Origin of the sequence: Pedobacter sp. GR22-10 (genome assembly GCF_026239715.1) — a bacterium.
In the GTDB taxonomy this organism is placed as follows: Bacteria; Bacteroidota; Bacteroidia; order Sphingobacteriales; family Sphingobacteriaceae; genus Pedobacter.
Genome location: NZ_JAPIVR010000003.1, coordinates 406,816 through 429,261 on the forward strand (window position 1 = coordinate 406,816; position 22,446 = coordinate 429,261).

Annotated in this window: 18 protein-coding genes; 8 read left to right on the forward strand and 10 right to left on the reverse strand. The window is 39.2% G+C overall.

Annotation, left to right across the window (positions count from 1 at the left end; translation table 11 throughout):
• Positions 1-4: 4 nt before the first annotated feature.
• The 3 genes from OQX64_RS14475 to OQX64_RS14485 form a co-directional block, all read right to left on the reverse strand.
• On the reverse strand, positions 5-2,872 hold the full coding sequence (locus OQX64_RS14475; protein WP_265819296.1) for a glycosyl hydrolase 115 family protein: 2,868 nt from the start codon (positions 2,870-2,872) through the stop codon (positions 5-7).
• A 4-nt stretch (positions 2,873-2,876) separates the two neighbouring features.
• Positions 2,877-3,974: an endo-1,4-beta-xylanase gene (locus OQX64_RS14480; protein WP_265819297.1), complete on the reverse strand. Its 1,098-nt coding sequence runs from the start codon at positions 3,972-3,974 to the stop codon at positions 2,877-2,879.
• Positions 3,975-4,185: 211 nt separating this feature from the next.
• Positions 4,186-5,730, reverse strand: a complete 1,545-nt coding sequence (locus OQX64_RS14485) for a glycoside hydrolase family 10 protein (RefSeq protein ID WP_088299843.1) — start codon at positions 5,728-5,730, stop codon at positions 4,186-4,188.
• Between the two features lie 200 nt (positions 5,731-5,930).
• On the opposite strand from OQX64_RS14485, the gene OQX64_RS14490 reads away from it, so the two are divergent.
• Positions 5,931-6,833: a hypothetical protein gene (locus OQX64_RS14490; RefSeq protein ID WP_088299844.1), complete on the forward strand. Its 903-nt coding sequence runs from the start codon at positions 5,931-5,933 to the stop codon at positions 6,831-6,833.
• Between the two features lie 5 nt (positions 6,834-6,838).
• Here OQX64_RS14490 and OQX64_RS14495 read toward each other — a convergent pair whose 3' ends face one another.
• The 4 genes from OQX64_RS14495 to OQX64_RS14510 all read right to left on the reverse strand — a co-directional run bounded on the left by OQX64_RS14495 (position 6,839) and on the right by OQX64_RS14510 (position 12,680).
• Positions 6,839-10,567 carry a sensor histidine kinase gene (locus tag OQX64_RS14495; RefSeq protein ID WP_265819298.1) on the reverse strand — a complete coding sequence of 1,243 codons (3,729 nt, stop codon included), beginning with the start codon at positions 10,565-10,567 and terminating at the stop codon, positions 6,839-6,841.
• 72 nt (positions 10,568-10,639) lie between these two features.
• Positions 10,640-11,521 carry an ACP S-malonyltransferase gene (gene fabD, locus OQX64_RS14500; RefSeq protein WP_265819299.1) on the reverse strand — a complete coding sequence of 294 codons (882 nt, stop codon included), beginning with the start codon at positions 11,519-11,521 and terminating at the stop codon, positions 10,640-10,642.
• Between the two features lie 100 nt (positions 11,522-11,621).
• A complete protein-coding gene (gene folE / locus OQX64_RS14505) occupies positions 11,622-12,257 on the reverse strand; it encodes a GTP cyclohydrolase I FolE (RefSeq protein ID WP_088299847.1) in 636 nt (211 codons plus the stop codon).
• A gap of 12 nt (positions 12,258-12,269) precedes the next feature.
• Positions 12,270-12,680 carry a 6-pyruvoyl trahydropterin synthase family protein gene (locus OQX64_RS14510; protein ID WP_088299848.1) on the reverse strand — a complete coding sequence of 137 codons (411 nt, stop codon included), beginning with the start codon at positions 12,678-12,680 and terminating at the stop codon, positions 12,270-12,272.
• 101 nt (positions 12,681-12,781) lie between these two features.
• Between OQX64_RS14510 and mqnB the strand changes: the two genes are divergently transcribed.
• Together mqnB and OQX64_RS14520 are read left to right on the forward strand one after the other, a co-directional pair.
• Complete coding sequence (mqnB, locus tag OQX64_RS14515) at positions 12,782-13,408, forward strand: futalosine hydrolase (protein ID WP_088299849.1); 627 nt, start codon at positions 12,782-12,784, stop codon at positions 13,406-13,408.
• Between the two features lie 38 nt (positions 13,409-13,446).
• On the forward strand, positions 13,447-14,295 hold the full coding sequence (locus tag OQX64_RS14520; protein ID WP_265819300.1) for a menaquinone biosynthesis family protein: 849 nt from the start codon (positions 13,447-13,449) through the stop codon (positions 14,293-14,295).
• A 110-nt stretch (positions 14,296-14,405) separates the two neighbouring features.
• Here OQX64_RS14520 and OQX64_RS14525 read toward each other — a convergent pair whose 3' ends face one another.
• From OQX64_RS14525 to OQX64_RS14535, 3 genes are all read right to left on the reverse strand, one after another.
• Entirely contained in the window at positions 14,406-15,101 is a 696-nt protein-coding gene (locus OQX64_RS14525; RefSeq protein WP_172406430.1) for a response regulator transcription factor, read from the reverse strand.
• A gap of 167 nt (positions 15,102-15,268) precedes the next feature.
• The gene (locus OQX64_RS14530) at positions 15,269-17,101 is read right to left on the reverse strand and encodes a sensor histidine kinase (protein ID WP_265819301.1); all 1,833 of its coding nucleotides are present in this window, start codon (positions 17,099-17,101) and stop codon (positions 15,269-15,271) included.
• 221 nt (positions 17,102-17,322) lie between these two features.
• The gene (locus OQX64_RS14535; RefSeq protein WP_088299852.1) at positions 17,323-17,691 is read right to left on the reverse strand and encodes a DUF3127 domain-containing protein; all 369 of its coding nucleotides are present in this window, start codon (positions 17,689-17,691) and stop codon (positions 17,323-17,325) included.
• A gap of 71 nt (positions 17,692-17,762) precedes the next feature.
• Here OQX64_RS14535 and OQX64_RS14540 point away from each other — a divergent pair, with 71 nt between their 5' ends.
• The 5 genes from OQX64_RS14540 to OQX64_RS14560 all read left to right on the forward strand — a co-directional run bounded on the left by OQX64_RS14540 (position 17,763) and on the right by OQX64_RS14560 (position 22,441).
• Entirely contained in the window at positions 17,763-18,953 is a 1,191-nt protein-coding gene (locus OQX64_RS14540) for a THUMP domain-containing class I SAM-dependent RNA methyltransferase (RefSeq protein WP_265819627.1), read from the forward strand.
• A gap of 340 nt (positions 18,954-19,293) precedes the next feature.
• A complete protein-coding gene (locus OQX64_RS14545) occupies positions 19,294-19,575 on the forward strand; it encodes a helix-turn-helix domain-containing protein (RefSeq protein WP_088299853.1) in 282 nt (93 codons plus the stop codon).
• A gap of 76 nt (positions 19,576-19,651) precedes the next feature.
• Entirely contained in the window at positions 19,652-20,296 is a 645-nt protein-coding gene (locus OQX64_RS14550; protein WP_265819628.1) for an HD domain-containing protein, read from the forward strand.
• Positions 20,297-20,404: 108 nt separating this feature from the next.
• Positions 20,405-21,661 (forward strand): putative DNA modification/repair radical SAM protein, encoded by a 1,257-nt coding sequence (locus OQX64_RS14555; RefSeq protein ID WP_265819302.1) that lies wholly within the window; start codon positions 20,405-20,407, stop codon positions 21,659-21,661.
• Between the two features lie 15 nt (positions 21,662-21,676).
• Positions 21,677-22,441: a TIGR03915 family putative DNA repair protein gene (locus tag OQX64_RS14560; protein ID WP_265819303.1), complete on the forward strand. Its 765-nt coding sequence runs from the start codon at positions 21,677-21,679 to the stop codon at positions 22,439-22,441.
• Positions 22,442-22,446: the final 5 nt, after the last annotated feature.

Consider the following 22,446-nt stretch of genomic DNA (forward strand, 5'->3'; position numbering starts at 1 on the left):
AAGTTTATTTTGATTTACTTATAAAAGTTTCCGGTGGACCAAGAAAACTTGGCTTCAGGCCACCCAGGTCGAGTACCAGTTTCTGTAATACCACTCCCGGGTTTATCATCCAGTATTTAAGGGTATGCCTGCCGCTTTTTTTGAAATTCACGGCTGTTTTGAAGATCTTGATATTATCGGCTACTGATCGTCGCCAGGCGGGATCTGTTTGATATCCGGCACTGATATTGACGATCACTGGTGGCTCATCATCAATGGAAACGGCAAATTTTAATCCATCACTATTGGTGAAATCAATGGTAGGTGAAATATAAGTATGAAGGTTAAATGTACCTGCGAGGTTAAGATAAAGATCATACTCCAGATGCGGGGTATTGGCATCCAGGTTTTGAGCAGGTGATGTAACCGGAACCGGAAGCACTCCTCCTGTGGTTTTTCCGTAGTTCGGGATGGTTTTCCAAAATATCGGGCGGTTACTCATTGCCCTGCTATAATTTGGTGCTTCCATAGAAATATAACCGTCACGTTCTGCAAAAGCATTTACAATTTGGTTCGTATATGTTGCATGATTTAAAGATAAAGGAACACTTAATTTTGTTCCATCACTTCCGGTTATCATAAGGTTTGCCAGTGTTTTCCCTTTTGGTGCCCTGCCCCAGTCAATACTGATCCAGATTCTCTTCTCCTCATTTAAGATTCCTTTTGCCGTACTCAGTTTAACATGCGACGGAGCCTTTATCTGATAGTTTACAGAACCATTACCCTTGTTAAATAATTCAATATAATGTGATGAATTGATATCATGATCAAAAGTTGGAACAGCAACATTTACTTTTTCATTGCTTACCCAGGAAGAATCACTCCCTTCAATGGCCAGCCCCATTTGTGGCTTAGTTTGCGCCGAGCCGGAAGTCTGCCTTATCGTTTTTGGAATAGCATTCTTTTCAGGTTGCTGCCAGGAGGTATAGCCAATATGGGTTTGATCCATCATGTGGTTCCATTTTCCATTGGCCATGGTTTTGTTATAATATTGAGTGATTTCTTCATCACGTTTATACCATGCTGCAACCTGATCAGCCATTGCATTTGTGTCGAAACGACCTTGTTTGGCATAAAGCTTATTCTTGGCCACATGATAATAAAGGTTGTAAAGGTTCGCGCTGGCCTCTACAGGATGCATGACCAGCTGATAATAAGCATCCTTTTGCTCGGCCGGGATCTGATCAAAAATGAATCTGGCCTTTTGCTCCAGTTTCTGGTAATCTGCAACTACATTTTCAAATTCATTGTAATTGGTTAAGCTGTAGGTACGGTCATTCAGCAATTCTGGCTTTACCCGACCGTTATATTTGGAGTAAAGGTCAAGTATTTCAGCAATTTCCACGGCATAGGTTTTATCAAATTGTTGTGCAGACCAATCGATGGTATATTGCTTCAGTTTTTCTGCGGGGATGGCATCTGGTGCCCATGCATAATCCAGGAAGAATGAAATGGGGAATTCCATTGGTTTCAAATCACCTACATTTACAATCCAGATCTGATTCGCATTATACTCGTAAGCGAGATTCATCTGCTCCCAGATTTTTTGGATGGGATTGGTATTGATCCACTTATAATTTCGTGGATCACCCACATAATCAAAGTGATAATAAATGCCATAACCACCTTTTCTGGGTGCCTCATTAAGCTTGGGCAGTTTCCTGATATTGCCCCAGTTATCATCACAAAGCAGTAAGGTAACATCATCAGGCACCCTCATGCCCTTATCATAATAGGCCTGTACTTCTTTATAGAGTGCCCATAATTGAGGTGTTTCAGAAGCGGGTTTTTTCGTTACTTTTTCAATGATTTCACGCTGGTCTTTCACGATTTTTTCCAGTAATGCGGTAGCCGTTCCGGCTGTCATGGGTTCATCTCCGTCACCACGCATACCAACTGTTATGATCTGCTCCTTATCAGCCACACGCTTCAAACCACTTTCCCAAAAGGCCCGCAGCTGTTCGGGATTCTGATCATAATTCCATTTGCCACCTTTATATCTTTTCCATTCATCATGTGCCCTGGCCAAAGGTTCATGGTGCGAAGTCCCGATTACTACACCATATTCATCAGCCAAAACCGGATTCATAGGATCATCATCGTTAAAAGCGCTGCCCCACATGGCTGGCCAAAGGTAATTGCCTTTTAAACGCAGAATCAATTCAAATACTTTACTATAAAATTTGCTGTTGAAGCCCCCAAATTCCTTTTTGCTCCAGCCCGAAAGTGCCGGAGCTTCATCATTAAGAAATATGCCGCGGTACTTTACAGCAGGCGAAGCAATAATATGCCTGCCTGAAATGGCAAAAAGCGCTTCACTTTTTTTAACCGGAACATCTGCCCAGTAGTACCATGGTGAAACACCCATCTGCCCGGATAATTCATATATCCCATAAATGGTTCCACGTTTATCACTGCCCGCAATCACCAGTGCTGAATCTATTCCCGGCGCAGGATTCATCACCACTTCAATCAAGGTGCTTTCCCATTTACCTGCCACACCGGCTACATTAATTTTACCATCCTGAATTAGCTGATCAATAATATTGCTCTTTCCTATGGTACCTATAATAATGGCGGTATTGGCTGTTTTATCGCTTAGAAAAGCTGGCTTTAAGCCGGTAACTTTTTCAACATCCACCTGAAGATTAGTAGCGGCCCGGATAACGCCAGGCCATTCATTTCCACTTACCAGAATAGAAGATACCATGCCTTTGCCTGCCAGTGCAAAACTTCCCTTAACATAGCTTTTTGAAATGAATGGATCAATACCTGCAGCCTGACTGATGGCTTTGCAACCCAGGAATATCATAATAAGGACTAGTTTCTTCATCTGGTTAATCTTTAAAGTTAATGACTTCCTGATAGGCCTTTTTAGGCTGGAAATGCCCATCGAAAAGCAACGGATAATTTTTTCTTCCAGCTACCGGATAATTATCCAGCCATGAATAGCGGTCGGAGATATTCCAGAATGTGACATTGGTAATGACATTTTTATATTGGCGGAAAATTTTAAAAACCATCGCATATTTATCCCGTTGTGCTTTTTCCAGTTCGGGCGTAAACACGTCCGATTCACCTGGTCTGCGGGCACGTTTATTTTTTTCCCATGGATAAATGGAAATATCGAGTTCCGTAAACTGGATGTTAAGTCCGAGTGATGAATAGCTTTCTATCGCTGTCCTAAGTTCATCTTCGCCAGGCTCCTGCACAGACCAGTGTGCCTGTAAACCTATGCCATCAATTGGTACACCTTTATCTTTTAAACTTTTTAGTAGTTTATAAATTCTTTCCCGTTTTTCAGGCCTTTCGGTATTATAATCATTGTAAAAAAGTTTAGCGTCAGGATCGGCCTCGTGTGCATATTCAAATGCCTTTACAATAAATTCTTCACCACAGATCTGGAACCATTTAGATTTTCTTAAATATTCTTTTGGATCATCATCTATGGCTTCATTAACAACATCCCAAGCATAAATTTTTCCCTTATATCGACTTACGACCGCAGTAATGTGTGTTTTTAATCTTTGCAGCAATACTGTTTTGGTTACTTCTTTACCTTCATGATCTTTAAAAAGCCAATCTGGAGCTTGCTCATGCCAGCATAAATTATGGCCGCGAACTTTAATGCCGTTTCTTTGTGCAAAACTGATGATAGAATCAGCTTCTTTCCAGTAAAAAACACCCTCTCTAGGCTGCAGAGAAGCCATTTTCATTGCATTTTCTGCAGTAATGCTATTGAACTGTTTTTTGATCAGCGGCACCGCGTTTCCGGCAAGGTCTTTCATGCCTAACGCCACACCAATTGAAAAATAAGATTGATAGAAGTCTTTTAAGCCACGCTGATCTGAGGAATAATTAACCATGTTTTGCGGCGATTTGCAGGAGTTCAGCACCATTATTAACGGAAAATAAATCCATAATACTGATCTCATAAATCTTAAGAATTTACACTTCCTGCTCATGCTATACCTGGTTTGATAAAATTATACCCGTACTAAAGTATAACTATTTACCCCAAACAGCAATCGGTTGCACATATTTACTGTTTTCTTGATCAAATGAGCAACTCCCCCATCCAGCCAGAACCATTTCAACTTCCCAACTCATCAGCTAAGCCGCTATCCGCACACCTTACCAACTCCGCTATTCCTTTGCCAAAGGAACCTCCACACCTACAGGTCCGCTGGGCTCACTTTCGTTCTTGAGCCGGTCTAAGGCCGTTACCAGATAGCTATAACGCTTTCCATTTTCTATACCGGTATCTATAAACGAGACATAATCTTCAAAACTGATTCTGATGATGTTTTTCGGATCAAGAACAGAGATCTTTTCTCCTTCTGCAAAGCGATAAATCACATAACCTGATGCCGTTTCCCCGTCTTTAGCCTTTAATGGTTTCTCCCATTTTAAATGAACACCATCTTTAAGTGCATCGGCTGATAATTGCTGTGGCTGATTGGGCGGTACTTCATCCAGCCAGGGCATTTGCGGCGGTAAAGCCTGGTATTTATAATAATTATTTTTTAGTGAGTCGGCCAAAGATCTTGCCACTGTACTTAATGATTTGGAACTAAAATACACACTGCCCTGAATGCGGCTGTTCTCTCTTAAATACCGGATCTGATTGGGTATTTCAGCAGGGTTACTCCAGGCTTTCTCCGCACGTGAATTTACCAGATAGGCAGCCTGCCCGATGTATACATGCCTGCCATAGCTATTGTTGCTCCACCAATCAACCAGTGTACCGAAAGGTGCAACCCTCCTGGTAAAAGAGAAATAAATCTGTGGATTGATATAATCTACCCAGCCTTCTTTTACCCATTTCCGGCTATCGGCAAAAAGTTCCGCATAATTGGATAAGCCACTGGTAGCAGAACCTTCCGGATCTTCGTTTTTATTCCGCCAGATTCCAAAAGGGCTGACGCCGAATTTTACCCATTTTTTATAATGATGAACACTGTCATCTATTTCTTTAATCAAGAGGTTAACATTATTCCTTCTCCAGTCTCTGATATCAGTAAAGTCTTCTTTGTATTTATTGAATGTTTCCGAATCATTAATGGTTTGTCCTTCAAGTTTATAGGGATAAAAATAATCATCAAAATGGATCCCATCCACATCATACTCCTTTACTACATCTAAAATAACCTGAACAATATATGCCCTGACATCAGGTATTCCCGGATCAAAATGCTTTTTACCACCATAAGTAAAAAACCAATCGGGGTGTTTTCTGATGGCATGATTTTCACTGAACACAGTGCTGCTACTCATGCTGGCTCGGTAAGGATTAAACCATGCATGCAGTTCCATCCCCCTGATATGAGATTCTTTAATGGCGAAAGCTAAAGGATCATATCCAGGTGCCGGAGCCAAACCTTGCCTTCCCATTAACCACTGGCTCCAGGGCTCCCTTGATTTGGCGTAAAAAGCATCGCCGGCAGGCCTTACCTGTAAAATAATGGCATTCATGCCCTGTGATTTATGGCGTTCAAGAATACCGATCAGCTCCTGCTTTTGCTGATCAACGCTTAATCCTGGCCTTGAGGGCCAGTCGATATTGGTCACCGTGGCAACCCAAACGCCCCTGAACTCTCTTTTTGGTGCAATTTTTGATGGTGGTTGAGCATTTAATATATATGGTAGTGTAGTTACAATTAAAAGTGCGTATAGAAAGTTTTTAAGCATTATTCTGTCTTATTTTTTATTCAGGATGTTTTATTTGTGTGTGTAATACAAATGAATCTTAGCAATTAAACGATTTTTTTTAAAAACTCTTATAAATTTTATTAATAATTCTATTTTGCGCCCTGCTAAATTAATTGTACCCCTTATACCTATGGGAGAACAAAAGTATATTAATTTAAGAAGATACAGCATTATTAAGAATGGAACCACAAAAGATTAATAAGGGAGATAGGAATAAAATCTACTTTCTGATCATTGTTATTGCGGCACTTGTCGGAACAAACGCTTATTTATTTTTTAAAGACAGACAACAGAGCAAAAAGTTTGTAACAGTAAGTACAGAAAAAGATAAACTTCGTTTAGAAGTGGAAAAAATTGAAGTAGAGCTTGACAAAGTAAATGCACTGAATCTTGATTTAAATGAAAAACTCGTAGAAGAGCAGCAACTGGCCAGAAAGAAAATTGAAGAACTTAAACTTGCTTTAGAAAAAGGAGAGATTACCCAGGGCGAACTGGATAAAGCCAATACCCAGATTAGTGAGCTGAAGGTTTTTGTGAAGAATTATAATGATCAGATTATCCAGCTTCAGAAAGACAATATTTTCCTGAAAAACAGCCGAGACAGCCTGGAGAATACCCTAAGAAACATCAGTAATAGAGCTTCAGGCTTAGAAGATGAAAACGCCAGTCTTAGTGCCAAGGTTAAAACTGCAGCGGCATTAAAGCTACAGAATGCAGAAATTTTTGCTTTTAGGACAAAATCGAGCGGAAAAAAAGTTCAGGTTAGCAAATCTTCAGCTGCAGAAAAGTTAAGCGTTCGCTTTACTATTATCCCAAATGAGCTTGCAGAAAAGGGCCACCACAACATCTACCTGCGGGTATTTGACCCTGCAGGGAATTTACTGGCTGATGACGGAGATCGTTTTGAGGCCGATGGCCAGGAGATGCAGTTTAGTCATTCCATCTATATAGACTACAATAATGACAACAGCTCTTACGTGATCGATTGGAAGAATCCAAAATCATTCATGAAAGGAATTTATACTGTTATTTTATATACTAATGGCAATACAATGGGGAAAGCCCAGGTAGAATTAAGATAAGGCCTTTATGCCAGTGGATATGTAAGATAAAACGTAGTACCCACATCAGGCACTGAAGTAAAACTTATCTCGCCACCCGCATTTTCTACAGCCTGCTTGACAAAAGCAAGCCCCAAACCAGTTCCGGAAGTTTTAGTGGTAAAATTTGGTACAAAAATTTTATCGTGTAATACCAGTGGAATTCCTTTTCCGTTGTCTTTGATTTCTACAAAAGCATGCGATTTATCGTTGTATAAAACCACCGTTACGCAACAGTGTTCATTGCCTTCAATCGCCTCAATGGCATTTTTAAACAAGTTATTAAAACTCCTCAATAACTGGTCATGATCTGCCAGGATATAAATCTGCTGACTGGATTTATTCAGCAGGTTTATTTCTGCATTACCGGTATTTTTGTACACTTCTCTGGCCTGCTCCAGTACCGGCAGAATCTCTATTTTCTCCAGATTGGTATCAGGCATTTTGGCAAAATTTGAGAATTCAGAGGCTATTTTAGAAAGGCTGTCTATCTGTTCAATGAATGATTTACTAAACTTTTTAAACTTAACCTCAAAATTGGGATCATTTTCCCGCCAGGATTTCTCCAGCAGCTGAACACCCAGTTTTAGCGGAGTGAGCGGGTTTTTAATTTCATGTGCCACCTGCTTGGCCATCTCCCGCCAGGCACTTTCCCTTTCAGAGCGGGCAAGCTTCACCGCACTGGCCTCAAGCGCCGCAATCATGCTGTTATACTCTTTAATCAGCGATCCGATTTCATCATGTCTCCGCCATACGATAGGCTCGTTACGTTGCCCGATCCTGGTTCGGCTAATGCTTTCCTGGATAAAAGTTAACGGACTCGTAATCTGATTGGCCAGGAATACGGCTAAAACGCCCACCGCAACAAACACGAGTGCATAAATATTGATCAGGTTACTGACGAAAAGTGCAATCTTATCAGAATATTCCTCTTCATTGGAATAATTAGGTAAACCAATGTAAGCGATGGTTTCATTCTGTGCATTGCGAATAGGCGCATATGCAGCTGCGTAAGTCAGGTTGCCCACCTTTTCTTCCGGGTTAATATATTCTGACCGTTTGAGCTGGGTAAGATAGGTATATGCCAGCGGTCCCATCTTTTTACCAATCACCTTATAATTATATAACTTGGGATAGGTTGTCATGATCAGGTTGCCTTTTGTATCATAAAGATTCAGGTCGGCATTATTGATATCTGCAAAGTTGTTAAAATCAGCAACGGCATTTTCGTCATCATTAATCCCCCCGCTAAATACCTGTTTCTCAAAATTTTGCTGTACTTTTCTGATCTTATCTTTAATGGCGGCATTTTGCTGTCCCCTGTATTCATTGTCCATGTAATAATAAGTTACCCAGCCTACAATGAGTAAGGTAGCTACAACAGAGAGCACAATAGATACCTGAATACGGGTTTTGTACAATATTTTGTTGGCATTAATCATGAGTGAGCGGTTAATGCTAAACCAGCCTACCCGTTCATCATCCAGGTTTTTAATGAGCCACACCAACCCGTAAAGTAATAAGGAGAAGATGATAAAAACGAGAAAGAAGAAAGACAAAGCCGCCAAACGCTCCACATAACCCACTTTTTCCTTGCTGATGACCACCATTTTATTATCCGAAGGCTTGTAAATCAGGTGACTATATGGAAGTGTGCTATCACTACTGCTTACAAAATCATCCTTTTTGCCCTTAAAATTATGCCCGTCTAATGGATAGGTATAGTTTCCAGATTGATTTAAAAGACGGTTATTGTTATAGAAGGCGATGGAATAACCCCTGAAGTCTTCATCTCTGATCAATTTCTGATCGCCAAGTAAGTCAGGTAATTTATTATTATAATTATACGGTTTCGAACGGAGTTCAACAACCAGCGTACCCAATAACGACCCATGGTCTATCACAGATATAATACCGAAATAGTCCTGATAACCAAAGGTATTGTTCACCTGGTAAAAATAATTACCTCCGTTAATTTTAACGGAACCTGATTCAACCAGTTCCTTATATTTTGAAAAAGGCTGGCTTCTCACATTATCAATGCTCTGTCCGTTTCTGTTATAAGGATAAATCTGATAATCATAACGGGATAAGTACCCGTCCATGTAATTTTTAATGTGGTTTTTTAATACGGTATAATTGGTAACGGCGCCTTGTTTAAAATAACGCACTAAAAACTCATCATTAAGCAATTGTGATTCGAATACACCTAGCGAGATAATGGCATTAGGATCTTCTGACGACTGAATTTTGCGGGCCAGCGGTTCACGGAGGCTGCGTTCTTTTATATCCTTATATTTAATGTATTTAATGGATGTATTGAAAGCCAGGCAGAAAAAAACAATGGCAAATAAACCAACCGAGAACCTGATTCCCTGTACATAGATTCCTCTTGCGATGATAAACAGAATAAGTGCAAAAACAATAAAAAAGGCAGTAAAATCTGTTAAGGCTTTGTATACAAATAGTGCGGCAAAGGCGGTCAAAAAGATAATCAGCCTTTCTTTGTTGGTAACCTTCAAAGATAACGTTATTGTAGCAGTGATTACCGTAATCAGATAGATCTGAAACCATACCAAACACAGGATCACAATACTGACCCAGCTTGAGCCGCTTAACTTTAAAATGTTAATAATCTCGAAATTGATTTTGGAATTATAAATAAGCCCGAAAAAGACCTCATCACTATAATAAGCTATAATGCCGATGAAAATCAGTAAAATCGCATGGATGAGGATACCCAGTACTTTACTCCTTTTGATCCATCCGGCAAACTGGTATTCCTCTTTGTGGTTGTATACAAACAGTAAAAACCAGGTTAAAGAAAATACATTCAGCATGAAATCACCAAGAGAAGGCATGAGAAAACTATCTCCATAAATTCGCGGATCAAACAGTGATAGTGAAAAATGGTGGTTAAACCAACCGTAATATAAATCTGAAAACCGGAACAAAGCAAAGAACGCCAGTAACAGAAAAGTACCTGAAACAAGATAGCCTTTTTTGGCAATCAGTGCGCTTAATGAATTAAAAAACATGCAGATACACAGCATGCCGCCAATAAACAGCCAGAGCTGTGTAACCGAATAATAATCGTTGCTATATCCTGGTTTTATCTTTAGCCCGAACAAAAATTTGTTATCCAGGCTTTTGATGACATAAACATCCTTATCGGTAAAAGAAGCCAGCGTTAGTATTTTCGAATTCGTCAGAGACGGATCAATGTCATTTTTAAAATATGGTGTTTCCCTAAACGGGTATTGAGATTGGATGCTAATCAGAAAAACAAAACAAAAGCTGCCTTCTGAATGCTTAATTACTTCATACCATCCATTATAAAAGAACAATACGGATTTTCCTTCTTTTACCCTGGAAAGATCGAAATCTGTTACTTTATAGGAACTCCAGAATTTAAGTTGGTTATGTTGAAAAGTTAAAAGGTTGATTCCTTTATTTTTCCTGTAAGTGTTTAAAAAATCAATGGCACCTTTCGGGTTATGATGCAGTTGCTTCGCTTTCTGTACTTCTTTTTTATTGGAAAGAAAATCTTCTACATTCTTTTCCTTAATCAGCAGGTTAGTTTGAACTTCCCTTGCATATCTTTCCAGCAGCTCAGATTTGGTGGTAAATTTGCTTAATGTGATAGAGGTTGTAATCAGGCAACAGGCCAATACAAACAGCAGAAATCTAATTTTTACACCAAAGCTCAATGTCATTAATTTTGATAAAGGTAAATATAGATAAAAACAGCACCACAAATATTTTGTTTATGGTGCTGTTTAGAAATATCAGGCAATAGTTGCGCTACTGGTTTGCACTTCCCGGCTTACCTTTTTTACCAATCCTTGTAAAACATTACCCGGGCCTGCTTCTACAAATTCTGTAGCCTGGTCTGCCAGCATATGTTCAACAGTTTGCGTCCACCGTACAGCACCTGTTAACTGCTTAATCAAATTTTCCTTAATCTTTACCGGATCAGTATAGGGCTTAGCATCAACATTCTGATAAACCGGACAAACCGGAGCAGAAATATTGGTGGCTTCAATGGCGGCCTGCAGTTCAATTTTAGCAGGCTCCATTAAAGGAGAGTGGAATGCTCCGCCAACATTAAGTTTGAGAGCTCTTTTTGCACCGACTTCCGTTAATTTAGCACAAGCCAGGTCAATTCCTTCAATGCTGCCCGAAATAACCAGCTGGCCCGGGCAGTTATAATTTGCCGGAACAACAACTGCATCGATTTCAGCACAGATTTTTTCAACTACATCATCGGCCAAGCCTAAAATTGCAGCCATAGTAGAGGGTTGGGCCTCGCAGGCCTTCTGCATAGCATTTGCACGGGCTATAACCAATTTAAAGCCATCTTCAAAAGACAGTGCATCTGCAGCAACCAATGCAGAAAATTCACCTAAGGAGTGACCGGCCACCATATCTGGTTTAAAATCATCACCTAAAACCTTTGCTAAAATAACAGAATGCAAGAAGATTGCAGGTTGTGTTACATTGGTTTGTTTAAGTTCTTCATCCGTTCCGCCGAACATGATATCGCTGATGCGGAAACCGATAATTTCATTTGCTTTCTCAAATAATTCAGCAGCTTTCGGGTGATTATAAAGGTCTTTACCCATGCCTACGAATTGTGCCCCTTGTCCGGGAAAAATATATGCTTTCATTATAATTTAGGTTTGGCGGCTCGCGTTTCAGCGTGGAGCGGCTCACTTCAACGCCTTACTTGATACCAACTACTTAATACTTTTAACTTGATACCTCTTATTAATCTAAACTCGCCGTAATCAGCCTTAAAAATTCAGACCTTGTTTTATCGTTACTTAAAAATGTACCGGTAAAAGCAGAAGTGGTGGTAACGGAGTTTTGTTTTTGAACACCACGCATAGACATGCATAAATGCTTACATTCCATTACTACTGCAACCCCCATAGGGTTTAATGTATTTTGAATACAGTCTCTGATTTCGTTGGTTAAACGTTCCTGAACCTGTAAACGGCGGGCAAAAGCATCCACAATTCGCGGAATTTTACTTAAACCCACAATATGCCCGTTGGGAATGTAAGCAATATGGGCTTTTCCAAAAAATGGCAGCATGTGGTGCTCGCACATGGAATATACCTCAATATCTTTTACCACAACCATCTGGCTGTATTCCTCTTTAAACATTGCAGATTTTAAAATCTCATCCGGCTTTAAATCATAACCATGGGTTAAGTATTGTAAAGCTTTGGCCACGCGTTCTGGCGTTTTCACCAAACCTTCACGCTCAGGATCTTCACCCAGCTGACTTAAAATATCTTTATAATGGGAGGCTACAGCTTCAATTTTATCATCGTTATAGCGATCTATTTTTACATAGCCATCTATCGATTCTCCTTTTAATACATCTTTAGTGCTCATTAATATGGGGTTTTAACCAAAGTATTCAACAAAGTTATTTTCGGTTTCGTAGATTTTAACGCAATGTAAAATCGCACCGCTTTCAGCAATCGGAGCCAGTAGCTGATTCCAGATTTCTATGGCCAAATTTTCTGTTGAAGCCAGCTTGCCTTTCATAAAGTCTACATCCAGGTTAAGGTTTTTATGGTCAACCTTATCTACAACATAATTGTTCATCACATCTTTCAGCCACTTTAAATCCACCAGAAAACCCGTTTCCGGATTAACTTCACCTTTCACTGTAACATATAACCAATAATTATGACCATGCCAGTTCGGGTTTGCACACTTGCCATAAACTTCATTATTTTTGTCATCATCCCAATCGGTTCTTGCCAATTTATGGGCCGCATTGAATGATGCTTTTCTCGTTATATAAATCATTACTATTGAATAAACCGCAAATATAATGATAATGCCTTAAGCCTAAACATCAAAGCTTAAAGAAACCGGTGTTTAATCAAACTATCTGCTAAATTTACCTTATGAAAACTTTAATTGTTGCCGCGACCAGAGCTGAACTTGCTTTTTTTTACGAGCACTATCATCTGCCCGAAAAAGATTTTGTAGAAAGCAGGCATTTTGATGTACTCATCACCGGTGTAGGGATGGTGGCAACAGCCTTTGCACTTGGCCAGCATTTAACCAAAACGTATCAACTTGTACTTAATTTCGGAATTGCCGGTTGCTTTGACCGGAATATAGAATTAGGCACCCTGTTAAATATTACCGAAGATTACTTTGCCGAGCTTGGGGCAGAAAACGGAGATGAATTTCTCTCCATAACTGATTTAGGCTTTGGAGAAAGCCATTTTATAGCCAGAAACAAAGAAAATATTGATTTGCGTTCAGCAACAGGAATAACGGTAAACTGTGTAACAGGAAGTGAAAAAAGCATTAAAAATTTAACGGAAAGATTAAATCCCACTACGGAGAGCATGGAAGGTGCAGCAGTTTTCTACGCCTGTAAGCAGGCTGATATGGATTGTATTCAAATCCGAAGTGTATCAAATTATGTTGAACCACGCAATAAAGAAAACTGGAAAATGGGTTTGGCCATTAAAAATTTAAATAGCTGGGCCATCTCCTTTACTGAGGAAATGAACTCATGATGACGTTTAAGTATTTTACAATCTTTATTTTTGAATTTATGAAACTTACACTCGGATTTTCTCCCTGCCCTAACGATACATTTATATTTGATGCACTTATACACCACAAAATAGATACAGAAGGATTAACATTTGAAGTAAGTTATGATGATGTGGAAACCTTAAATCAGAAAGCTATGAAAGGCCAGCTGGACATCACCAAACTAAGCTTTCATGCCTTTGCTTATGCAGCCCGTCAATATGCATTGCTTGATGCAGGCAGCGCTTTGGGTTTTGGCGTTGGCCCTTTGTTAATTAGCCGTAAGTTTGATCAGCAAACACTAGCTGAAAGATTGAAAACTGATCCCGGGTCTCTTCGCATCGGAATTCCGGGAAAATACACTACAGCTAACTTTTTACTCGGCATCGCCTATCCTGAACTTCAGAATAAGCAGGAAATGGTTTTCTCCGAAATTGAAACCGCTTTGCTCGAAGATGAGATTGACTTAGGCCTGATTATCCACGAAAACAGATTCACTTACCAAAATAAAGGCTTAACCAAAATAGTAGACCTGGGCGATTACTGGGAGAAATTAACAGGTTGCGCCATTCCGTTAGGCGGAATTGTAATTAACAGAACCTTAGACCGTGAGGTGCAATTAAAAGTAAACCGACTGATTCGCCAGTCTGTAGAATATGCTTTCGCCCATCCAAAATCTGGAATTGATTTTATCCGTGAACATGCACAAGCCATGGATGAGGCGGTGATGTATAAACACATTGAACTTTACGTAAATAAATACAGTATTAACCTGGGAGAAGAAGGACGAAAAGCGGTGGACACCTTATTTAAGCTTGCTCAGGAAAGGAATATTATTCCAGCGATACAGGAAAATTTATACTTATAAAACAGTGAAAGGCTCCATCTATCGAACATGCAGCCTTTCTGTAATACATTCCCTTAAGAGATCCTGAAACAAGTTCAGGAAGACGATTTTAAATTATCTTTTTATCATTTTTAGCTCACCAGCAACTTATAACCTTTACCGTGAACATTAATAATCTCTACGTTTGAATCTCCTCTGAGGTATTTCCGCAATTTGCTTAAAAACACATCCATACTCCGCCCGTTAAAGTAATTATCATCATGCCAGATACTTAACAGGGCTTCTTCTCTGGTTAAAACCGTATTTTTCTTTAAGCACAGCAAGCGCAACAATTCTGCTTCTTTAGTTGAAAGCTTTTGTTGTTGTTCGTGATGGGTGATAATTTGTGTGGTATAATCAAAATGATATTCGCCAATGGTAAATTCCGTTTCCGGTACTTCTTCAGTTTGGCCACCCTTGCTCGCCACCCTTTTAAACATGGCATTAATCCGGAGTAGCAGTTCTTCAATACGGAATGGCTTGGTAATATAATCATCACCACCTAAATCATAGGCAGCCGACTTATCTTCGAGCATGGTTTTAGCGGTAGCAAAGATAATGGGAACATGTGCATTCACCTTCCTGACATCCTTACCCAAGGTAAATCCGTCTTTTTTTGGCATCATCACATCGAAAATACAAAGGTCAAAGTTTTGCTTGTTAAAAGCCTTTAAACCTTCCTCGCCATCATTGCATAACACCACATCAAACTTGCCTTTTAACTGCAAATAATCTTGTAATAATAAACCTAAGTTTGGATCGTCCTCTACCAGAAGTATTTTTTTCATTTTCTTGATTTTATTCACGTATGCAGCTTGGCTACACTAAATGTTTGATTCTGAATATGCATGGTGGTTTAATGCCTACAGCGATTAACACCACAATTTTTGATAAATTTTGTAAGCAAAAGCAATTTGTATTCCTCAACTACACTTATCTGCCAATATATTTTGATTTATAAAGGTAAAGATATTTCAAATGTTGTTCCTTTATCCTTCTCGCTGCTCACTTTTATGGTACCATTTAACTTTTTAATAATATCCTGAACATAATTCAGGCCCAGGCCAAAACCTTTTACATCATGCAAATTACCAGTAGGCACACGGTAAAACTGGTCGAAAATTCTTTTAGATTGTTCCTTGGTCATCCCTATCCCCCGGTCAGAGATTTCGATAATCAAATGTTTATTGGTATTTCTGGTCGAAATAGTAATCTCAGGTACCTCTGCGCTATATTTATTGGCATTATCAATCAGATTATAGAGCACGTTAGAGAGGTGCAGTTCATCACCATAAATAACGGCGTTTGCAGCTTCGGTATGAAGGTTGATGACGGCGTTACGCTTTTGAAGCTGCAGTTCCATACTGTCTAAAACAATAATAATCAGGTCATTCATATCCACCTCAGTGTTTTCCATTTTAAGCTCTCCTTTTTCCAATCTGGCGATACTTAAAACCCGTTCGATATGACTACCCAAACGCACATTTTCATCATATATAATATTGGCTAGCCTGCTCAATCTGCTTTTATCTTCAGTAACCTCCGGGTCTTTGAGTGCCTCACTGGCAATCATGATGGTGGCTACAGGCGTTTTAAACTCATGCGTCATATTGTTGATGAAATCAGTCTTCATCTCCGATATTTTTTTCTGTTTCAGAATGGCATAAAGCGTATAAGAAAATATAAATACCAGCACCAAAAGCAAACCCACTGATGAAGCCAGGGTTGCACTTAAGTTTGATACAATGGCAGAATTTTTATTGGGGAAGCTTACAATCAAAGTTCCGGGATCCCGGAACAAATCATTACCAAAAAGCGGAATTTTATAGGTATTCTCCGGTAAAAACTCTTTTTTAACATTAGCCGCTTCGATAAATAAAACAGAATCTTTTTTCGCGAGTGATATCTTATAAGAGGGTTTCTGGTTAATGTTATGTGTGAGCAGTTCTTCTTTCAGTAAGGTACCGAGTACCTCAAAATTAATGCGTTTATATAAGGGCACATTGATTTCCTGTAACTCTTTGGAAACATCTTCTACCATGCTTAAGCGTGTGTAGGAGAAAGTATCCTTTCCAAGTGACGCAATTTTAAGCTCCAGCCGTTTTTTGGCAATTTCATCCTCCCGTTTGAATTTTTTCTCCAGATCATCCGAAATTTTTGGTAATCCAACCAGCAGTGGGTTTCCGGTCATTGGGTCGGCCACCAAATACCTGATCGTATCCGGAAGGTTTTGAGGGGTTCTGAAATTAAACGTTTTTGAACCAGGTGAAATGAGCTTGGTACGCATGCTGTAACCCTTCAGGTTTAAGCTGTTCAGGTCCACCAGCGCATCTACTTCCACATCCAGGCGCGTACCGGTTAGAGATGCCTTTGGTGCTGAAAGCGATTTAAATTCATTTTCAGAAATCAGCTTTGGCCCGCGGTATGAAACTCTGATAATGCTGTCCTGCTGGTTCAGGTAGTTTTCAATCTGGCTTTCCCTTTCGGCCTGCCGCAGTTCAGATTCCTGCGCATACTGTTGCCTTAAATCTTTAATGTCAAGCGCCCTTTGCCTGGAATCCTGTAATTGCCTCAGTTTATTTTCAGCATCCTTTTTATTCAGGTGATCGGCTACATTTAAACGTTCTACTTTTTTAACCACATTGGCTAAAGTCTGGTTTACCTGTTCATCAAAAAGCTGAGATTTCAGTTGATAAGCTTCCCTGATATAATATAACTGCATCACGAAAACACCCAGTAGTGCCACGGTCATTAAAACAGTTATAAACCAAAAGCTTCTTTTTTTCATGAATCGGTATTGCCTAACCTTTAAAAGAGATAACAGAAAGGGATTTTAAATTAATCAGATATCAAAAATAGTGATTAGGGAAATGAGAAGATTGTTTTTAACATATTTTAACAAGGGTTATGACACTGAAAATGAAGATTTAAGAAAGTAATCGCAAAAAAAATGCCGGGGCAAAAGCCCCGGCATGGTTCAAAATTGTTTGCTTAAAAAAGATTCTTTATTTAGAAAGGCAAATCATCATCTTCACCTGGCGCATTGCTCACATCAACCGGAGCTGCATATGCCGGGGCAGCAGCTGGCTGTGCACCAGCAGCAACCGCATTGATTCTCCAGATCACAAGGCTGTTAAAATAAGATGTTTTACCTGTTTTGTCTGTCCATGGGCGGCCACGTAAATTAAAGAAAACCTCAACCTCATCACCCGCTTTAAATGTATCTAATAATGCAGTTTTATCTTGTAAAGCCTCAAAACGGATATATTCTGGGTATGTTGGATTTTCTGCGTATTCTACTATTAAATCACGTTTTTTAAACGTTTCACTCACTTGCTGCGTTGCACCTACTTCGTGTACTTTTCCTTTAATTTCCATAACTAATACTAATAATGTACGTATAAAAGCCAAATCTCTATAATTTTATTGATAACTTCGCATATATTATGATGCAAGTTTTCCACAATAAAAGCAGGGTAATTATCACCTGCAATAAACGCCTTTCTCCTTATTTACAAGATGAAGTTACGGCCTTAGGTTACACGATAGAAAGGGCTTTCCAAACCGGCGTTGAGCTAAATATTACCCTTACAGAATGTATTAAACTCAATTTAAACCTGCGTTGCGCCAGTCAGATTTTATATTCAATTAAAAGTTTTAAGGCCATTACTCCTGACGATTTATACAAAGAAATTTCGGCTATAGCGTGGGAAGAATTAATAGATTTTACCGGTTACTTTTCCGTAACTTCCAACGTAGATAATCCCAACATTACCACACCACTATTCGCCAACTTAAAAGTAAAGGATGCGATTGTAGATCGCATGAAAGAGAAAAAGGGGATCCGCCCTGATTCTGGTTCGGATGCGAATAAAGCAGTAGTACATTTATACTGGAAAGATGCAGATGCAGATGTATTTATGGATACTTCAGGTGAAACACTGGCCAAACATGGTTATCGCAAAATACCGGGAAAAGCACCTATGCTGGAGGCTTTGGCATCAGGTGTAATCTATGCCACCAAATGGGATCGAAAATCGCCTTTTATTAACCCGATGTGTGGTTCTGGAACGCTGGCCATTGAAGCTGCACTGATTGCAACCAACCGGGCGCCGGGCTTATATCGGATGAATTATGGCTTTATGCATATTTTAGGTTATGAAGAAGAAGCTTTTTTCGCAGAACGGAGAATCCTGAAAGAACAGGTGATTAAAAATACCGACCTTAAAATTATCGCTTCCGATCTATCTGAAGATGCTGTGGAAGTAACCCGCAGAAATGCAAAAACGGCCGGGGTTGATACCTTGATTGAGTTTGAAGTTTGTGATTTTGAACTTACGCCCGTTCCTGAAGACGGCAAAGGCACCGTGGTTTTTAACCCGGAGTATGGCGAACGTTTAGGTGTGCACAGCAAACTGGAACTCACCTATAAACGCATGGGCGATTTTATGAAAACCAAATGCAAAGGGTATTCCGGATATATTTTTACCGGCAATCCTGACCTTGCCAAAAAAATAGGTTTAAAAGCTTCACGGAAGCTAGAGTTTTATAACGGAAAGCTGGATTGCCGTCTGCTTGAATATGAATTATATGATGGTTCACGCCGGGCACCTCAAATTGAGCCAGAAGCCATTTCTTAAACCTTAATCTAAGTTTTACAGGATCAACAAGCCGGCATGAACATTATGAAAAATGTTCGTGCCTGGCTCTTATTCGCCTGTTATTTTACAATGCTTAAGCCCCCCGAATAACGCTTTTATTTTCTTCACAGGCGCTTATGCAGCTGATAAGTCCAAAAATTTAATTTTAAAATCTTCTGACTTCAAGAAATAAATTCAATATATTAAACCTTTGTTTAACGCATTTGTTTCTTATATACCGTTAACGTAATTCCTTATAGTGCTAAAAATTAACAAATCTAAAAACTGTAAGGATAGTAGGCTCGTATATATTGAAAAAATTAAAAAACAATCCTTTTTTATGGAAGATGTATTAGCTTTAAAAACAAAAAACGTTGCCGGAAATATTAGAAAAATCAGGGAATACAGAGATTATACCCAGGATTATCTGGCGGCAAAATTAAAAATTTCACAAAATGCCTACAGTAAGATTGAACTGGGATATAGTAAATTAACGATCGATCGTTTGTTTCAGGTTTCAGAAATTTTAGAGGTTGAGGTTACGCACCTTTTAACCTTAAACCCAAATGATTTAATTAAGATTATTGCTGATGATGAGCATAGAGCAGCAACGGTAAGTTAAGTGATAACTTACCGTTGTTAATATCATTTCTTTCTCCGTGCATCTATTTCCAATATCTTTGTGGTAAACTTTAATGATGCAGGACCCCATTCAAAAAACAATAACATTTGTTAAGCAAACCTTAAAAAATGCAGAGGCTGGCCACGATTGGTTTCACATTGAGCGTGTGTTTAAAACAGCTTTAAATATCAATCAGGAAGAAAAAGGAAATGAGCTGGTTATTGCCCTGGCTGCGCTTTTACATGACATTGCTGATCCAAAATTTAACAATGGCGATGAAAATTTAGGTCCAAACTTGGCGCAATCCTTTTTACAATCCATAGCTGTTGAAGAAGAGGTGGTACAGCATGTTAAAATGATTATTCAGCACATGTCTTTTAAAAACAGTTTCGACGACAACAGTTTTACTTCCAAAGAAATGCAAATTGTGCAGGATGCAGATCGTCTGGATGCCATTGGTGCTATCGGTATTGCCAGGGCATTTACCTATGGGGGCTTCAAAAACCGCGTGTTGTATGATCCTTCCATTAAACCGGAAGAACATCTTTCAAAAGAAAGCTATAAAAATACCACCGCGCCAACCATCAATCATTTCTATGAAAAGCTTTTGCTTTTGAAAGAGAGGATGAATACAGCGGCAGGTAAAAAAATCGCAGCGAAAAGACATCAGTTTATGTTGGATTACCTGGATCAATTTTACAGCGAATGGGAAGGCAATTAATTCACAACTTCAATTTCTTTTCTTTTATTCCACAACAGAGTAAGCTTAGTTATTCAAATTGCTAATAAAATTAGCTTTATCGCTATATTTGTTAGTAAATAAAAAGCTATGTCTGACCGAATTCGTGAAAAGTTAAATATCCTGGCCGATGCGGCAAAGTATGATGTTTCGTGTTCATCAAGCGGAGGCACCCGTAAAAATGACAATAAAGGTATTGGTAACAGTCATACTTCAGGTATTTGTCATACCTATACAGAAGACGGGCGTTGCGTTTCTCTTTTAAAAATCCTGTTAACCAATCACTGTATCTATGATTGTTTATTTTGTGTTTCGAGAAAGAGCAATGACATTAAGCGAGCTGCTTTTACTGTAGATGAAGTGGTGGATTTAACCATGAACTTTTACCGCAGAAATTATATCGAAGGTTTATTTCTGAGTTCAGGTATTTTTAAAAATGCAGATTTTACCATGGAGCGGTTACTGTTGGTTTGCAAAAAACTTCGTTTAGAGCAACGTTACAATGGTTATATTCATTTAAAGACCATTCCAGGGGCCAGTGATGAATTGATAAAGGAAGCCGGCCTATATGCCGATCGCATGAGTATCAATTTGGAAATGCCTACCGAAGCAGGGTTGAAGCTTTTAGCACCCGAAAAGAGCCATGCGGATGTGATCAAACCTTTGGGATTTGTACAGCAAAATATTGTTCAGTTTGCTGAAGATAAAAAATTAATTAAGCATGTACCTAAATTTGTTCCCGCAGGCCAGAGTACGCAAATGGTGATTGGTGCCACGCCTGAAAGTGATAAAGACATTATGTATACGGCTAATGCTTTTTACAAAAATTTCTCTTTAAAAAGGGTTTATTATTCTGGCTATGTGCCCATTAGCAATGACAGCAGGATGCCTGTTTTAGGAACCCAGCCACCCTTGCTCAGGGAAAACAGGTTATACCAAACTGATTGGCTGATGCGGTTTTATGGCTTTAAAGTTCAGGAGATTCTAAATGATGCCAACCCAAATCTGGACGTAGACATTGACCCAAAACTCAGCTGGGCCATCAGAAATATGCAGCATTTCCCGGTAGATATCAATAAGGCAGATTACAGGATGATCCTCCGGATTCCGGGTATTGGTGTCATGTCAGCGAAAAAAATTGTACAGGCCAGAAAGTTCGGGAAATTAAGAATTGATCAGCTGAAGAAAATAGGCGTGGCGTATAACAGGGCTAAGCATTTTATAACTTGTGCAGATAGTCCTTATCAATTAAAAGATTATCAGGGCACGCAGATCAAGGCCTTTATCATGGCCGATAGTCAAAGCAAATACCTCAAAACAGATAACAATCAGCTCATTTTATTTTAGTGAATTAAATAGACTATGATTTACACCTTCGATGGCTCCCTTTCCGGTTTGCTAACCGCAGTGTTCGAATGGTTTGAACGGAAACCCGGGCATATCAAGTTACAATTGAGCGATATTTTTCAGCCCGATGCCTTTACGAAATCGTTTGAGGTGATCACCAATGAAGAGAAAGCAGATCGCGTATGGAAAGGCCTTCAAAAAAAACTGAAGAAAGACTGGCAGAGAACTTTTTATTGTAGCTATTTATCTGAAATTCCCGAGGCCTATAATCATCTTTTTCAGTTTGCCCTGTACATTTTTGAAAGCGCAGATGGTGCATCAGCTAATTTCGGGAATGATCATGTAATTGCTTTATCCAAATACGCTAAAAGCGTGGAAAGGGAAAAGCACCGGATGGAAGCCTTTATCAGGTTTCAAAAAACGGCTGACGGCATGTTTTACACATCAATTGATCCTGATTTTAATGTTTTGCCCCTGATTTCGAATCATTTTAAAAATCGCTATGCCGATCAGCAGTGGATTATTTACGATTTGAAACGAAAATATGGCCTTCATTACGATTTAAATGCAGTTGAAGAAGTAACCATCAATTTTTCTGATGGTGCAAAAACCCCAAACCCTTCCCCTGCATTAATGGATGAAAAAGAAGAACTTTACGCTATTTTATGGAAAGACTATTTTAAAAGTGCCAATATTGTCGCACGGAAAAACACTAAATTACACCTACAACATGTACCCAAAAGATATTGGAAGTATTTAACCGAAAAGCAGCTGGCTTAACACCC

Bases quoted from the DNA above. Each gene is read 5' to 3' on its own strand.
- mqnB (WP_088299849.1), top strand. From the start codon at position 12,782: ATGAAAACTTTAATTGTTGCCGCGACCAGAGCTGAACTTGCTTTTTTT.
- OQX64_RS14510 (WP_088299848.1), bottom strand. From the start codon at position 12,680: ATGATTTATATAACGAGAAAAGCATCATTCAATGCGGCCCATAAATTG.
- OQX64_RS14560 (WP_265819303.1), top strand. From the start codon at position 21,677: ATGATTTACACCTTCGATGGCTCCCTTTCCGGTTTGCTAACCGCAGTG.
- OQX64_RS14545 (WP_088299853.1), top strand. From the start codon at position 19,294: ATGGAAGATGTATTAGCTTTAAAAACAAAAAACGTTGCCGGAAATATT.
- OQX64_RS14495 (WP_265819298.1), bottom strand. From the start codon at position 10,567: ATGACATTGAGCTTTGGTGTAAAAATTAGATTTCTGCTGTTTGTATTG.
- OQX64_RS14535 (WP_088299852.1), bottom strand. From the start codon at position 17,691: ATGGAAATTAAAGGAAAAGTACACGAAGTAGGTGCAACGCAGCAAGTG.
- OQX64_RS14555 (WP_265819302.1), top strand. From the start codon at position 20,405: ATGTCTGACCGAATTCGTGAAAAGTTAAATATCCTGGCCGATGCGGCA.
- OQX64_RS14475 (WP_265819296.1), bottom strand. From the start codon at position 2,872: ATGAAGAAACTAGTCCTTATTATGATATTCCTGGGTTGCAAAGCCATC.
- OQX64_RS14520 (WP_265819300.1), top strand. From the start codon at position 13,447: ATGAAACTTACACTCGGATTTTCTCCCTGCCCTAACGATACATTTATA.
- OQX64_RS14485 (WP_088299843.1), bottom strand. From the start codon at position 5,730: ATGCTTAAAAACTTTCTATACGCACTTTTAATTGTAACTACACTACCA.
- fabD (WP_265819299.1), bottom strand. From the start codon at position 11,521: ATGAAAGCATATATTTTTCCCGGACAAGGGGCACAATTCGTAGGCATG.
- OQX64_RS14540 (WP_265819627.1), top strand. From the start codon at position 17,763: ATGCAAGTTTTCCACAATAAAAGCAGGGTAATTATCACCTGCAATAAA.
- OQX64_RS14525 (WP_172406430.1), bottom strand. From the start codon at position 15,101: ATGAAAAAAATACTTCTGGTAGAGGACGATCCAAACTTAGGTTTATTA.
- OQX64_RS14490 (WP_088299844.1), top strand. From the start codon at position 5,931: ATGGAACCACAAAAGATTAATAAGGGAGATAGGAATAAAATCTACTTT.
- OQX64_RS14550 (WP_265819628.1), top strand. From the start codon at position 19,652: ATGCAGGACCCCATTCAAAAAACAATAACATTTGTTAAGCAAACCTTA.
- OQX64_RS14530 (WP_265819301.1), bottom strand. From the start codon at position 17,101: ATGAAAAAAAGAAGCTTTTGGTTTATAACTGTTTTAATGACCGTGGCA.
- folE (WP_088299847.1), bottom strand. From the start codon at position 12,257: ATGAGCACTAAAGATGTATTAAAAGGAGAATCGATAGATGGCTATGTA.
- OQX64_RS14480 (WP_265819297.1), bottom strand. From the start codon at position 3,974: ATGAGATCAGTATTATGGATTTATTTTCCGTTAATAATGGTGCTGAAC.